This is a genomic window from Cohnella sp. SGD-V74 (assembly GCF_003001675.1).
Lineage (GTDB): Bacteria > Bacillota > Bacilli > Paenibacillales > Paenibacillaceae > Cohnella.
The window spans coordinates 113,515-128,532 of record NZ_PVYW01000004.1 but is presented as its reverse complement, the minus strand read 5'-3'; the positions used below and the strand labels follow the sequence as shown (position 1 = coordinate 128,532).

The following is a 15,018-nucleotide window of genomic DNA, read 5'->3' as shown; positions in this document are numbered from 1 at the left end:
GACCTCTCCACTTTCAATAGGCCCAATTGCCTTTGCGGAAAACAGGTTCGAGCTTACCATCCGGAAGCTCGCCGTCGATATCGAGTTCAGCGCATCCGATCATGAAGTCGACGTGCGTCAGGCTGACGTTCGCCCCCCGTTCCAACAATTGCTCCGGAGCAAGCTTCGTTCCGCCTTCCAGATTCACAGGGTATGCGCTGCCCAGGGCGAAATGGCAAGAAGCGTTCTCGTCGATCCCCGTATTGTAGAAAATCCGGTTCATGTTGGAGATCGGCGAATCGTGCGGAACCAAAGCAATCTCGCCGAGATACGAAGCGCCATCGTCCGTGTCGAGCAGCGAAGCAAGGTGCTCCTTGCCGGACTCCGCATCGTAGGAAACCACTTTCCCATCTTGGAAGGTCATTGTAATGCCTTCAATGAGCCTGCCGTTCAAGTTAAGCGGCAGAGTGCTCTTCACCGTTCCGTTCACGCCCAACCGGTGCGGCATCGTATACACTTCTTCGGTCGGCATGTTCGCCACGAAGTAGATGCCCTTCTCGTTCTCCCCGCCGCCTCCCCGCCACAAGTGCCCTTCGGGGAGACTCACGCGAATGTCCGTCCCGGGAGCGCGATAGCGAAGACTTTTGTAGCGCTTGGCGTTCAGCAGATTCTGCCTCGTCTTTAATTGCCGGATATGCTCGCGCCACGCGGCAACCGGATCGTCCTCATATACGCGAACCATGCGGAAGATCGCTTCCCACATCGCTTCGATCCGCTTTTCCTCCGGAAGGTCGGCGAACACTTTGTCCGCCCATGCACGGGTCGGCGCTTTGATCAGCGACCAACTGATTTTACTGCTCCTCGTATACTTCGAGTATTCCTTGCGGGCGACTGCGGCAGCTTTGACCGCTCTAGATACTTTGCCGGAATCGATGCCTTGGTACAAATCCGGATTGGGCACTTTAATATGCAAAATCGCTCCGCCCTCTTCAGCGAACCTTACCATAGCATCCGCCTGCCATTGAGGGTAAAAGTCAAAGGAATCGTCCGCGGCTTTCTCGAACCGTGCCCGTGTTACCGCGTCGTCGTCCCACTCGACCATAACGTACTTGGCTCCTGCCTCGTACGCATGCGAGACAATGGCTCGGGCAAGCTCCGCGGTCTCGATCGGGGAGTGAACAATAAGCACTTGCCCGGGCTGGATGTTCACTCCGACCTTGACGACCAGCTCGGCGTATTTGTTGAGAAGAATTTCGAGATTGTTCATGTTGAGGCTCCTTTGATCAGATACAGAACAATTGTAACAGATCCATACGGCACACAAAAACGCGCAACGGCGGCCAGGGATAGCCTCCCTGATGCCGCCATTGCAATATCCATCTTTTTTTGCAGAAAGCTATCCTAACCTAGATCAATTCGGATTGGATCAACAATTTTCGGATCATGACCATTACCTCCGCACGAGTTACGTGGGATTTGGGATCCAAAGTATCGTTCTTCCTGCCCGTAACGATGCCAGCAGCAATCGTCTCGCCGACGCCGCTCTTGGCCCACCCAGCGACAGTATCGAAATCCTGGAATCGTTCCGCTATCTCCACTGCGTCCCGACCATCCAATTTGTCTTTTAACCCGCTTATCTCCATAGCCTTCGCGATAATGGTCATCGCTTGTTCACGGGTAATTTTGTCTTGAGGCTGGAAAGTGCCGTCTTTGAACCCATCGATTAAGCCATAGGTCAAAGCCGTATGAATCGCATCGTTATACCAATCGTTAGCACGGACATCGCTGAAGGAAGCACTCCCCTTAACCAACTTAAGTCCTAGCCCGCGAACCACGATAGCTGCAAACTCTGCTCGTGTCATGTCCTCATTCGGTTTAAACGTCCCGTCTTCAAAACCGTTAACCACCATACGCGATCCCATATCGTTAACGGCTTCTCTTGCCCAATGGTTAGCCGCATCCGAAAACTCCAGCGGATGCCATACGACGGAATAAACGCTGTTCGTTAAGCTATTGATCTTAGCGTAATATTTTCCATCGATTTGGATCACTTTCGTCGGAACATGGCGTACCGTTCCATCCGCTTCGACGACTACCCCGGTCGTAATCTTGCTTGGATCTATGCCTTCAGGGATAGCTACCGTTCGTTCCACATAAGCGTTAAACCGGCTTACCTCCACCGTCTGGCTATTATATGTCGCACGCACATTGAATTCCAGCGCCGGCACGACGAGCGTGAAATTCCCCATGGAAGCAGCTTGGTTAACGACCTTTACGGTCTCGCTCTTCGGCTCCGCGATTTCAATCGTCACCTTAATCTCCTGCAAGTTCACGTTGCTTCCGATCGCTGCGGACACAGCATCAATGTCAATCTGCCTCGCGGGGAGACTGTACGTTGCAGCATCCGTCTTGATTTCTACAACAGCCTGCTTGCTTTCCATATTCTTGACCATCTGACCGGTCAGTTCGCCTGCAACCACATTCGCAGCCGCGTTGGCCGAAATCGTAATCACTGCACGAGCGCCAACCGCTGCCAATCGTTGCTCCAGCTTCTGCTGATCGATAACGATGGTCGTGATCGACCGGCCATCCTTCTGAGCGGTGATTGCCGTGCCTGCGTATTCGACTTTACCGTTTACCAGGACGCTCGCGTCCGTAGGTTGCACTTGTGTTGGAGCCGAGGGCGTTGGCGTCGATCCTGTTGGCGGGGCAGCGATGGTATAGCTCGCACTCATGACAGCGCTATTGGTCATGCCGGCTTTCACTGCAATCGCCTTAATCGTCGTTGCGCTCGTGATGATGATCGGCGCGCTGTAGACTGGACTGCTCTCCGTCGGCGTACTGCCGTCCGTCGTGTAGTGGATCGCCGCGTCTTCCGTCACAGTCGTCAAGGCGACCGTCGTTCCGGACGAGACGGCACTGCCTGCCGGAGCGGCCGTCGGAGCAGCCGCTTGAGGCAGCACCGTATACGACTCCGTCATCTCGGCACTGTCGATCATTCCGACTTTCACCGCGATCGCTTTAATCGTCATCGCGCTCGTAATGCTTAGCGGTGCGCTGTAGACAGGACTGCTCGTCGTCGGCGTGCTGCCGTCCGTCGTATAGTGGATCGTCGTGTCTTCCGTCTCGGTTGTCAAGGCGACCAGCGTCCCGGATGCTACAGCATCTCCTGAAGGGCTCGCTGTCGGCGTTGCGACTTGAGACATCAGCGTATAGGATTCCGTCATCTCGGTGCTATTGATCATGCCTGACTTCACTGTGATCGCCTTAATCGTCGTTGCGCTCGTGATGATGATCGGCGCGCTGTAGACTGGACTGCTCTCCGTCGGCGTGCTGCCGTCCGTCGTGTAGTAGATCGCCGCGTCTTCCGTCTCGGTCGTCAGAGCAACCGTCGTTCCGGACGCTACAGCTCCGCCTGCCGGAGCGGCCGTCGGAGCAGCCGCTTGAGGCAGCACTATATACGCCTCCGTCATCTCGGCACTGTCGAGTATTCCAGCTTTCACCGCGATCGCCTTAATCGTCATCGCGCCCGTAATGCTGATCGGAGTACTGTACACGAAGCTGTATACGGAGCTGCTCACCGTCGGCGTGCTGCCGTCCGTCGTGTAGTGGATGACTGCGTCTTCCGTCTCGGTCGTCAAAGCGACCATCGTTCCGAACGCTACGGCTCCGCTTGCCGGGCTTGCCGTCGGTTTTGCGGCGCGCGGAACGCTGATCGTGTAGTCGACGCTCAACATGCGGCTGATCCCCCAGCTCGCATGATGCGCAATCGCTTTGATCGTCATGGATTCATTCACCGGGATCGGACCTGTATAGATTGGACTTGCAAGAGTCGGCGTGCTGCCATCCGTCGTGTAATGGATATTCAAACCCGTCACAATCGAGGACAGCGTAACGTTCGTCCCCGGTGAGATCTCGCCGGAAGACACGTTTGCCGTCGGCCTTGGCGTTCGAGGCGTCTGGGTATGAGATTCGCTGCTCCGGACCGGGCCACTAACGCCAGATCCTCCGATAACGAATACTTTACCGTTGGGAAGCAGAACAGCGGCATGGCCAACCCGACCGACATTCGTAGTCGTCCCAATATTCCATTCGTTCGTTTCGGGATCGTAGATGGCTGTCGATGTAGGCATCTCATAATTGGAGTTGAGTCCGCCGTTGAGTGCAACTCTTCCATCTAGCAAAGAAGTGGAAGCATGGACGTATCTCTGCGACGGCATGTTGGCCGCTGCCGACCAACTATTAAGGACGGGATCATAAATGAGCGCACTCTCGGACATCATTCCATTTACCGTACCGCCCGCTACCAACACGCGGCCGTCCCCTAAGGGCGAGGCACTGGTTTCTTTGCGTGTGCCTGGCAGATCCGGCCCCGCAGACCAAGTATCGTTAATCGGATCATAAATCTCGGTGGATTGCAAATCCCCTTCATCATTTCCGCCGCCGACAACCAATACTTTACCATCGGGCAGAGTCGATGCAGCGGCACTGGCTCGTGCCGTCAACAATGAGGCAGCACTGTTCCATGTACTCGTAGAAGGATTATAGATAAAGACATCCGATGAGACGCCGTTGCTGAAGCTGTTTCCACCAGCTACCAATATCCTCCCATCTTTCAGCAAAGTGACAGCATGGCTGAAAATAGGTTTGGGCAGGGAAGTGCCCGAAGACCATGTATTGGTTGCAGGATCATAGATCAGAGTTGAGGTCAAATGGTTAATCCCATTGTTCCCCCCGATTACCATCACCTTGCCGTCGGCCATTGTAACCGCCCCAAGCAACTGTCGCGCATCCCCGGGCATTGAAGCGAGATCATCGGCAGCCAATACGCCGTTGAATCCGGCTGGCCACATGAGCGCCATAATTAATAACGATGCAAGTAGTTTCTGAAAGATGTTTTTCATATTCTTGGTTCTCCTCTATCGATGTGATGGTCAAGGATGTATTCGATACGAATCTTGCTTTGCGGCTTCTCACATTTCCTCCTCTCATTCGACAAAAATAGTCATTTTTCGCGCTAATCATAAACATAAACTATACTAGTCACTCTAAACATTTTCTAAACATCGAATAGCCGCTCGTTACCGAGCCGGCGTTACGTCAGCTCCCCTCTTTTGCAGCCATCCAAGCACGACTTTGTCGACGGTGCCGATCTCCTCACGCGATTGGACGCATTCTGCCGCACATACATAAAAGGCATGAACGGTCCCGACAGACCGCTCATGCTCGTAACCTACTTATTTAACTGCTCCAACATGTTCAAGACAACCGTCACGGCCTCTGCCCGGGTCGACAATCCCGCGGAATCGAAACTGTTCGCGCCTTTGCCGTTGACGACGCCGAGCTGCTTCAGCTCCGCGATTGCCTCCTTGGCCCAAGCCGGAATGTCCCGATCGTCCGCGAAGCCGGTATCGCTTGCATTCCCTTTAGCCGACAATCCGAGCGTCCTCGCGATCATGACCGCCATCTCGGAACGCGTAATCTCAGCATGCGGACGGAAAGTCCCGTCTCCGTACCCCGTTACGATACCCGCCTGCAGCGCTTGTGCCACGGCGCTGCGCGCCCAGGCTCCAATGCTGCCTGCATCGGCAAATTCCAACTCGATGCCGTTCGTCTGCGGCTGCAATGCGTTCATCAGCATCACCAGAAATTCAGCGCGCGAGACGGACTTGTTCGGAGCGAACGAACCATCCGCGTATCCACTGACAATGCCCAATCGCGACGCTTGCTCGATCTGCCGCGCTGCCCAGTGTCTCGCCGTGTCGCTATACGCCGGCACTTCAGCTTGAGAGCTGCGATTGATATTTACCGTATACGTGCGAGTCGTGCCATCCTCTGCTTGAACTTGGATAATCAACTCATTCTTACCCACGATCAAATCCGCTTTCGTGCCCGCGGCTGCGATTTGTCCGTTCAGCCGATACGTTGTCTTCGCAGCCCCGTGATCCGTTGCTGTGCCGACGACGATCTGAGCCGCATTCGTGTCGGCCTCGTAGGTAAATACATCCGTCCGGAACTCCGGCTTTAGCTTCAGCATGCCCTCTTCGCCAGCCGATAACGTTAGCGACTTCAGCCCTGCGTTGCTGGAAGCGGTAGAAGACGGAGAACCGCCAGACGGCGACGAACCCCCAGACGACGGCGCAACGACCGTTACGATGCGGCTTAGCCGATCTGCCGAATTGCCGGCGAGATCAGTAACGTCGTAATTTACCGTATAGCTGCCGACAACGCTCGTATTCACCGTATCCCCGGACACGACGATTGACGATGTGAGATCTATGCTTCCGTTATCCAGAGCCGTTGCGCCCGGATCCGTGAAGCTTGTTCCTGCAACGACCTGAACGGAGGCCGCCCCGTTAAGTGTAATGATCGGCTTTAACGTATCGACGGCCCTCTATCCGCATGGAAGATATCGATGGCATAAGCTTGATCGGAGACCAGGCCCAACGTTGTTGCCATACCATCCAGCCACACGATGCCGGTCGTAGCGCCCCGTACTCCGCCTAAATCGAGAGCCAGCTTTCCGTTAATGAACAGCCAGGTGTCATCGTCGGTGACAAGCATCATCCGCTGACCTTGTCCTGCCTGGTAGACGAATTGACTGTGGGCCTCCAGCGTAAAATCGAAGTTACGCTCATTCCCATTCCCGTCCCTTCCCTCGTTCCCCCACAGCTCCCCGTCGATTGGATAGAAACCCTTTCCGGAAGCACCATAAGTCGGATTAATGAACTCATAATCGCCGCTTCCTGCGTTCCTGATCAGCGTAAGCGTAGTATCCTTTCTCTGGTTCACCGAATCGTCGTCATGGAACCATTGGTAGAAAGAATTCGCGCTTGCGACTTGTCCCGAGAGCGAAGCATTGAACTCCGGGGTTCGGTCCGCAGCCAACGTCGGTCTCACGATACCCGATTCAGGGCCGAAGCCGGTTTTACCGAAATCAGAATGGCTGTTCGGAGCCTGCACGGAAAAATCGCGAATCGTGACCGGCAGCTCGATTGCCGTCGTCGGCGTAACGTCGATGCTCGTCACTTCGTTCCCGACACTTGCCGTGTAGCTCGTCGTCTCCGCGTTGAACACCGGCGACAACGTTCCTGAGCTAAGCGTCAGACCTCTTAGATCGGAGCTAGCTCCGATCTTCATCAGACGGTCGGCCGCAAACGGGATCATCCATATGCTCGTGTCGTCATAGACGCCTCCAACGAAGGCGGAGGATCCTATTGTAAATCCGTTGGGCCAACTTCGATATCCCGTAAAAGCGTTCCCCGCCACTTCATTTCCGGCCACAGGTCCGCTATATCCGATCCCGTCCTGACTGAAGACGTTTGCAGCCGCCGCAACGTTCGATATGCCGCCAATGCCCGCGCCGAGCTTCCCTGGAATCAGACCTATAGTAAAAAGAATAATCAAGATCGCGATCGCTAACTTTCTGCTTGTCCCTGTCACCTTTCTTCCATCCTTTCCATCTGCCATAGGAACTACTATAGTACAAAGAAACAGGGGCAAATAGTGAACTTAGTCTGTATTTTTGTCATATTACAAAATGGTTTTTATTGCAAAAAAGCAATCATCACAGAAGGATCTCTGCGACAACCGTTTTCCCAGCACCATCTTGATTTTGAAAAAAGTAGCATCAATTGACCGAGAAATGAGGATGTGAAATGATAAGACGGGGTGATGAGACGGTGGAACTGAAGAAGAACAAAGATCAGGGGCTCCTTGCCGGTCGCAGAGGCGGCGCCCGAAACGGCGCAGGCCGCAAACCAATCGGAATCACTCGCAAAATTTCGCTAACCTTGCCCCAGGAATACTGGGAAGAGATCGACCGGTGCTGCCGCAAGGGCGATTACTCGATATCCGAAGTGCTGAGAGCCCTTATAGAAGACAACCTGCACCATGCAGACAGTCTGTGAAGCAGCCGCAAAGGGAGAGCGTTATGATTCGGAACTATTTAACGGTAGAGGATGGACGCATTTTTTATACGGTTGTCGGAAACGGGGAGCCGATTGTGTTATTGCATGGAAACTTCAACGATCACCGAATCTGGAGCGAGCAGATTGACGCTTTATCCCGAGATCATAAACTCGTTCTTTGCGACCTGCGCGGATACGGCTTGTCCAGCACGCCCAAAGCTTCATTCTCGAATGTAGACGATTTGAAAGCCCTGGTCGATGCCCTAAAGCTGCATTCTCTCACGCTAATCGGTTCTTCGTCCGGTGGCGGCGTTGCGATAGACTTCGCTCTCACCTATCCCCATCTTATTCGAGCCCTTATCCTGGTGTCGCCTTCCGTTAACGGTAATCGTTACCCCCTTAGCATGACATGGCAAGGCATTAGAAATTATATTAATGTTCGGACAAAAGGACATCAAGCCGCTATTGAGTCCTTCATCGCGAATCGTTTCTGGCAGTACTTCTTTCCCCCTTTGAGAAAAGAAGAAGCTCGGAGCAACGTCCTTCGCAATGTTAGAAACGAAAGCAACTTCTGTCGATTCTCCCCGACCCTGCCCGTCGCTATTCGACCTTACGCCATCCGCCGGTTGGGAGAGATTCGTATTCCGACCCTTATCGTTACTTCGGATCGGGAGCATCCATTTAACATACGAACAGCGGAAACCTTGCATGCGAGCTTAAGGCTGTCGACCAAAACGATCATGCGGGATTGCGGCCACCTTCCTTTTGTAGAGGAGCCGCACGAATTCAATCGACGGGTTCTCGATTTCATCTCGACTACCGACTCTGGCAATCGGGAAGACTCTTCCGTTCAACGCCAATAGCCCAGAGGCCGCTGTGTGAGCGAACCGAACACATCAAACTCGTACAGCCTCGCTGCGTTCAGGTGGGGATCGCACAACAGAAGAAACGGAGAACTGCTTCGGCCCACAAAAAACTCCGACCGCGCAGGTCGAAGTTTAGCTTTTGCCAGATTCCATCTAATGGATATTGTGCTTACGGAAGCTGCCGCCCTTCACTTCCGCTATGTCATATACAATAATAAAGGCCTTATCGTCGACCTCGTTAATAATTTCCCTCATCTTGCTTTCCTCAAGCCGGTTGATTACGCAGGTGATTTCTTTGAATTGCTCGTTGGAATAGCCGCCGTGGACGAACGTGTAGGTCGAGCTTCGACCCAATCGATCGCGAATCGTCTCGATCATCTCTTCCGCCTGGCTCGTAATGATTTTATACGTTTTGGAGCCGCTGAATCCTTCTTCCACGATATGAATGACCTTGGCAGCGATAAAATAAGCAATCCCCGACAAGATAGCCCCTTGAAGCCCGAACACCGTCGAGACGACCATGAATACGAACAGGTTCAGGAATAAAATGAGATCGCTCGTTCCGAACGGCAGCCTTCTGGACAGCAATACGGCCAGCATGTCGATCCCGTCCAAAGCGCCGCCGTTGCGCAGCGCCAGCCCCATGCCGAAACCGATAATAATACCGCCGACGACGGTAATTAATAGCGTATCTCCCTTAACAATCGTCGGGATATGATGCATCACCGTCGTACCGATCGCAAGCGATGCAATGCCAAGCACGGAATAAATCGCAAAGCTTCTGCCAATCTGCTTATAACCCAAGAAAATAAAAGGAATATTGATCAGTGCGAGCAGCAGCGCCAAGGGCAAGCCCGTCCATTGCGAGCCGACGATGCTTAGGCCGGTCACGCCTCCATCCGATACGTTGTTGGGGATAAGCACCGCTTCCAAGCCATAAGCCGTAATAAAACCGCCAACAATCACGGTAACTGCCTTCATGATCTTTTTTCTGATTAAAGCTTGTTTAGAAACTACTCCCACTTAAGTTCCTCTTTTCTTTATCTCGTCAAACCGCCTTTCAATTTTACTGCGTAAAAACGTATAACTGCAAGATTTTCAAAAAAATTCATATATAAAAAGCATGAGCGGTCCGATAGACCGTCATGCTCGAAACGTGCTTATAAAACGGTATTCGCCGCCAAGCGCTTGAGGCTGCTGCAATCCCTACTTGTTGTTTTCAACCAGCAAACCCGCGATAATATCCAACTGCTGTTCTACTGAAATCGGATCGCTGAACAGGAATTGATTGAAATCGATGTTGTAGACGTTCCCGGCTTTCCCTGCCGGAGAATTTTGAATAAACTTGTCCACTCCCTTCAAATCTTCCTCCGCGCCTTCATTCACGGCCAACAACAAATGGTCGCCTATGAAATCAGTGAGCACCTCGGCGGATATCTCCCAGGTTTCGCCGTTAATGACGTCCGTCTTGACTTTCTCGTTCGGCTTCAAGCCTAAATACTTGTAAATAATGTTGCCTCCCATATTCGTGTCGCCGTAAACAAATAGCGAGCCGGGACGCACATTCAATATCGAGAAAGTTTCGTCGGATTTGATCAGCGGGCTAATCTTGTCCTTGTATTCGGCAATCTTGGTCGCGAATGCCTCGTTCCATTGTCGCGCTTCCTCCTGCTTGCCGAGAATATCGCCGAACATTTCAACGTCCTTGATCGGATCGTTGTACTGCTCCACAACAATTGTCGGCGCGATCTGGCTCAGCGCATCATAACCGCCCTCGACTACCTCGGCGAACGGCGCCGTCGTAATAATCAGGTCGGGCTCCAGGGACAGAATCTTCTCCGCATCGGGCGGCACTCCGACATCCGCAATATCTGACGTATCGCCTATCAGCGGATTATTCAGAATGTAGGTAGTAGCTCCTACCGGTTTTACTCCAATCGCCATCAGTTCTCCCAAGTGAAACAGACTGACGACGCGCTGAGGCTTCACGGGAATTTCCGTCTGGCCCTTCAGATGCTCGTAAATACGAGTTGTTTCCGCTGTGCCGCTCTCCTCCGCGGCATTCGTTGAAGCAGGTTGGGAGGCCGGAGTCTCTGTATTGCCGCCTGCCTGGCATGCGCTCAAAAGCAAAGCTGTGCATAGCAGCATCTTGGCTCCGACCGCTGGTCTTGAAAATCCGAACATCGATGTGTCCCCTTCCTCATCCCATTGATAATAAATCTCATTCTCATTATGGGAAGCAGGCAATGGGGATACAATAGACGATTTTAACCGACGCAATGGATTATGCTGAACCGCCTGCCTGTGGTCCTCCCGATACTGGAGCGGAGAACATCCGGTATGCTTCTTGAACAAGCGGCTGAAATAATAGACATCAGCATAACCCACGCTGCTCGCTATTTCCTGGATACGAGCCTCCGATTTCAGCAGAAATTGCTTCGCTTTGTGAATGCGTACATGAATCAGATATTCGATCGGACCGACTGCCAGCTGGTTTTTGAACAAGCGAGCCAAGTAGCTTGCGCTGCAATCGTAGATCCCGGCCAATTCCTCGGCAGTAATCGATTCCTTGTAATGCTCTTGAATATAGTGAATCGCTTCGGTTACCAGATTCGGCCTTCCGCCTTCGGTTGCCGACTTGCGGATTTGCCGCATGACCTCGTAGACGAACGGAAAAAAGACGGACTGCGCCTGCAGCCTGTCCATTGGAGCTCCTTGCTGCCATAGGCGCTGCATCGTCTGGCACTTTTCCTGCAAAGGCAGCAACGCATGAGGAGCGAATGCATACGGCACATGGAAGCTTTCTCCGTCCTCCGGCGACTCACAATCGGCTTTATACAAAATCAAATAGCAGGTGAATTCATCTCCCAACGGTATAAAGCCCAGCTCTGCATCCTTCCCTCCGTGCAAAATGTAGGGCGAGCGGGTTCGATAGACGGTTCCCGACAGACTCACTCTCGCCTCTCCACGGGTAGTAACTACGAAAAAGCCCGTATGCGCTGGATAGCGATCAGGCACGGTTCCATTCTCAGCACGAAACTGTCGAATATCCAGCAGCCTGACGGCGGCTCGACTCCAACGCTCGACGTGGGCCTCCCAATCCATACTCTCTCTCCCTCTGCAGCCGATCCACTCCGCTTCTTCTAGATATTCATTTTACAAGCGCTTATTTTTGCTGTCCAATGCAGCAATCCTTGTACTTCCTGCCGCTGCCGCAAGCGCACAGCTCATTTCTCCCCGGTCTCTTCCCGTTATACTGAAGCGCGGCTCCTTGCTCGTACAGTTGCCGGCGAAGCCGAACTCCAAGCTCCGCCATTCTGTCATGAGCATACGCATAAATCTGGCGATAGCTGCGGCAAAAATAATCCGTTGTCGATTCCGTTGTCGCCTCGTTCCACCGCCGGTTTCGCGGACAACCCCCGAAGCACAGCTCCAGCCACGGACATGCTTGGCATGCATCGGGCAGCTTGGATTTCAGCTTCAAAAAATCGCCGTACAGCGGATGAGCGACAAGATCCGTAAGCGAATCCGTCCCCGCATTGCCGAGCTTCCAATCGGGATGGATATAGAAGTCGCATGGATAAGCGTCGCCGTTGCGCTCCAGAATCAACGTTTTCGAGCAGGATTCGGGTTTCCGCCCAAGGAAACGCGTCTTGAAGCATCTTCCACTCCCGCTCCAGAAGCTCTTTGAGCTTTTCCTTCGAGTGCCCGGCGTCTCTGTAATAGTTCGGACATTTCAAGATCACGTCGTCGCCGTATGCTTCATGCCACTCCCGAATCCGCTCGCCCAGCACCTTGATCGATCCGCTGTTCACGATCCAGGTTACTGGAATATCGTGTCGATGAGCCGTCGCGGCCGTCCGCTCTACGCCCTCTATAGGCGTCCCGTTTCCCCAGGAGGTTTCGTAATGGGAGGCCTGCTTACATAGGTATAGATCAGCCTATCCGGTTTCATTCCGCTTCCTCCATCTCTTGCGCTGAATTTCTCGACTGCAGCCGATACTCGTTCGGCGTGATGCCCTTGTATTTTTTGAAAACGCGCCCAAAATAGCTGTTGCCGGTAAACCCGGTATCGCGGGCGATCGCGGCGATCAATTTATCCGAATCGCGCAGCATGCCCGCCGCCTTCTCGATTCGTACCTCGTTGATGTAATCGACCACAGACTTGGAGGTATACTTCTTGATCAGACGGCCGAGGTAGACCGGGGACATGTTCAGCGCGTCGGCGATGCTGTCCAAGCCCAGGTCCTCATTCATGAATTGGTTGTCGATCATTTCGGTAATTCGGTTCATCAGTTCATCGTACTTCGCATTCTTCTTCTCGTTCATCCGTCTCTCCATATGATGGAAGAGCTCCGAGAACTTCATCTTCATGTCCTCCAGCCGTTCCAGCTCGGACAACTCGGCGAACAGCTCATGGAAGCGGACGTCGAAGCCGAAGCCCGACGCTTTCTCCAGCGTATCCGCCACCATATGAATGGCGAAGAACAGGCGGGACATCGTCAAATGCAAGTTTCGGTAGGAGCTTCCCGCCGTCGAGTCCAGAATGGACAGACAAAGGCTCCGGACTTCCCCCATGTGACCCAGCATCAAGGCGTCCGTCATTTGCTCTTCCTTTTGGACCGGGTACCGGTAGGCAACCGCCTCCAGTTGTTCGGTCCGCTCGGCGTACAGAACCGCTCCCCAGCCTGCGAACACCCTGTAGGCCGCGGCCTCGCGGCAAGCATGATATAGACTTCCCGCTTCCGCTAAGCGCGAGCCCCGGGGGCTGAATACGGCCGTCACGGACAGCTTAAGGTGATCGCGGACGTTCTGCCGGATCTCCCGCGCCCACGCTTCGAGATCCTGATTTCCATCATCGCGGAAGAGGACGACCAGGTGATCCTCGTTCGCATCGATCGTTTCGCACCTTGCCCGTCCCTCTATCACTTCTGCGGCTATATTCATAATGCCAAATCTGAGCAGTTCCCGATCGCGTAAGTTGTACTGCGACGCAAACGCTTTGGCTTGGTCCACCATCAACAGAAGCATCCGAACAGGCCCCTCCGGGGGCAGCTTGCATCCAAACTCCGCCAGCTTCCTCTTGACCCCGTGCTGCAATTCCGTCTCTTCCGCAGCCAGAAGCCTGCGCATCGTCTCTTGCTTGCCTTTGTAAGAATGCTCCCGGATCGTATCGCTCTGACGCAGCAGCTTCTCGGTCAGATGCTCCACGGGCCGGTTCAGCCTTCGGGAGGTCGCATAAGCAAGCGCAAGCCCCGCCAGGAATACCGCAAGCGCAACCAGAATCGTGGTCCCCCGAATCCGGCTAACCTCCTGAATCGCATCCCGATAAGGCATATATCTCACGAATTTCCATCCCAACGCTTCCGAAGAAGCATAGGTGACGAGAGAACGAGCGCCGTCCACTTCCCCGATGAAATGTCCCGATATGTCTTCCGACTGCAAGAACGTTTGAGCGAACTCCTGCCTGCGAACGTTGCTCAGCGTTCGGTCCTTGTAGACGCTGCTGACGAGCACACCGCCCGAATCCATGATGAAGATGCCGCCCTCTTGGCTCTTATCCAACGAGGAGATCGCGTTAATCATCCAGCTGTCTGTAATGTTCAATACGATCGAATTCCTGCTGTCAGGGCCCATCGATTCGGTATAAATGAAGGTGTAAACGTTGTAATCCATATTGGCAAAATGAGTCGAATTCGGGATCCTGCGCGTGATCGGCTTGAAATTTTGCGAAGGCTCGAACGTCTTCAACAGCTCCACGATTCCTTGATCATGGAAGCCGGAGCTGGGAATCAGCATCTGTTGGTTCGTGTAGAACAGATCCATCTTGCTGTTGTACAGGTAGACAGAGTGGAGGAACGGCATCGACCCGATCAGGTGGAGCCGTTCCCCGATTCGTTGCATCTCCTGCGGCTCGGTTTCAGACAAATAGAAGACGCGGGTGATTTCTTTGTCGAGAAGAATTTGGGAGACCGCCATCTTGACGTTCTCGAGCATACTGTCGGCCGTCGTGCTGATCTGGGACAACGATTCCTCGCCGCGTTCGAAAATATTGTGTTTTTCGATGTCCACGAACTGCACATACAGGATGTACGAGACCGTCAATATCACCAGCGATACGAGCGTGGAGAAATAAAGGAGCAAGCTTGAAAAAAAGTGTTTCTCCGGCACCCATTTCAACATCGCCCATCATCCCTCCGGCTCGATTATCCCTCGATCGGAGGCTGCCGTTCCCCCGAACGGCAAGCCTCTCCATCGTTTGT

General features: G+C 53.4%; 10 protein-coding genes and 1 pseudogene. 2 read left to right on the top strand and 9 right to left on the bottom strand.

Features of this window, described 5'->3' with window-relative positions:
- Positions 1–13 precede the first annotated feature (13 nt).
- From B0G52_RS07840 to B0G52_RS07825, 5 genes and pseudogenes are all read right to left on the bottom strand, one after another.
- The gene (locus B0G52_RS07840; protein WP_094042981.1) at positions 14–1,246 is read right to left on the bottom strand and encodes an aminopeptidase; all 1,233 of its coding nucleotides are present in this window, start codon (positions 1,244–1,246) and stop codon (positions 14–16) included.
- A 139-nt stretch (positions 1,247–1,385) separates the two neighbouring features.
- Positions 1,386–3,908 (bottom strand): chitobiase/beta-hexosaminidase C-terminal domain-containing protein, encoded by a 2,523-nt coding sequence (locus B0G52_RS07835; RefSeq protein WP_233162471.1) that lies wholly within the window; start codon positions 3,906–3,908, stop codon positions 1,386–1,388.
- Positions 3,909–3,995: 87 nt separating this feature from the next.
- Positions 3,996–4,742, bottom strand: a pseudogene (locus B0G52_RS36835) (Kelch repeat-containing protein); the annotation flags it as partial.
- Positions 4,743–5,212: 470 nt separating this feature from the next.
- Complete coding sequence (locus B0G52_RS07830; RefSeq protein WP_233162508.1) at positions 5,213–6,346, bottom strand: S-layer homology domain-containing protein; 1,134 nt, start codon at positions 6,344–6,346, stop codon at positions 5,213–5,215.
- 8 nt (positions 6,347–6,354) lie between these two features.
- Positions 6,355–7,422, bottom strand: coding sequence for a fibro-slime domain-containing protein (locus B0G52_RS07825; protein WP_158223623.1), 1,068 nt, complete (start codon positions 7,420–7,422; stop codon positions 6,355–6,357).
- A 215-nt stretch (positions 7,423–7,637) separates the two neighbouring features.
- Here B0G52_RS07825 and B0G52_RS07820 point away from each other — a divergent pair, with 215 nt between their 5' ends.
- Complete coding sequence (locus tag B0G52_RS07820; protein WP_233162469.1) at positions 7,638–7,889, top strand: ribbon-helix-helix domain-containing protein; 252 nt, start codon at positions 7,638–7,640, stop codon at positions 7,887–7,889.
- 23 nt (positions 7,890–7,912) lie between these two features.
- On the top strand, positions 7,913–8,752 hold the full coding sequence (locus tag B0G52_RS07815) for an alpha/beta fold hydrolase (RefSeq protein ID WP_094042977.1): 840 nt from the start codon (positions 7,913–7,915) through the stop codon (positions 8,750–8,752).
- Positions 8,753–8,908: 156 nt separating this feature from the next.
- Here B0G52_RS07815 and B0G52_RS07810 read toward each other — a convergent pair whose 3' ends face one another.
- The 4 genes from B0G52_RS07810 to B0G52_RS07795 form a co-directional block, all read right to left on the bottom strand.
- Positions 8,909–9,736: a YitT family protein gene (locus tag B0G52_RS07810; RefSeq protein ID WP_094042976.1), complete on the bottom strand. Its 828-nt coding sequence runs from the start codon at positions 9,734–9,736 to the stop codon at positions 8,909–8,911.
- A 225-nt stretch (positions 9,737–9,961) separates the two neighbouring features.
- Complete coding sequence (locus B0G52_RS07805; protein WP_158223622.1) at positions 9,962–11,710, bottom strand: AraC family transcriptional regulator; 1,749 nt, start codon at positions 11,708–11,710, stop codon at positions 9,962–9,964.
- A gap of 211 nt (positions 11,711–11,921) precedes the next feature.
- Positions 11,922–12,365, bottom strand: coding sequence for an SPASM domain-containing protein (locus tag B0G52_RS07800; protein WP_158223621.1), 444 nt, complete (start codon positions 12,363–12,365; stop codon positions 11,922–11,924).
- Between the two features lie 341 nt (positions 12,366–12,706).
- Positions 12,707–14,938 (bottom strand): helix-turn-helix domain-containing protein, encoded by a 2,232-nt coding sequence (locus B0G52_RS07795; RefSeq protein WP_094042973.1) that lies wholly within the window; start codon positions 14,936–14,938, stop codon positions 12,707–12,709.
- Positions 14,939–15,018: the final 80 nt, after the last annotated feature.

Excerpts from the sequence above, each read along its gene's own strand:
- B0G52_RS07840 (WP_094042981.1), bottom strand. The coding sequence starts at position 1,246 with ATGAACAATCTCGAAATTCTTCTCAACAAATACGCCGAGCTGGTCGTC.
- B0G52_RS07820 (WP_233162469.1), top strand. The coding sequence starts at position 7,638 with ATGATAAGACGGGGTGATGAGACGGTGGAACTGAAGAAGAACAAAGAT.
- B0G52_RS07815 (WP_094042977.1), top strand. The coding sequence starts at position 7,913 with ATGATTCGGAACTATTTAACGGTAGAGGATGGACGCATTTTTTATACG.
- B0G52_RS07810 (WP_094042976.1), bottom strand. The coding sequence starts at position 9,736 with ATGAAGGCAGTTACCGTGATTGTTGGCGGTTTTATTACGGCTTATGGC.
- B0G52_RS07795 (WP_094042973.1), bottom strand. The coding sequence starts at position 14,938 with ATGTTGAAATGGGTGCCGGAGAAACACTTTTTTTCAAGCTTGCTCCTT.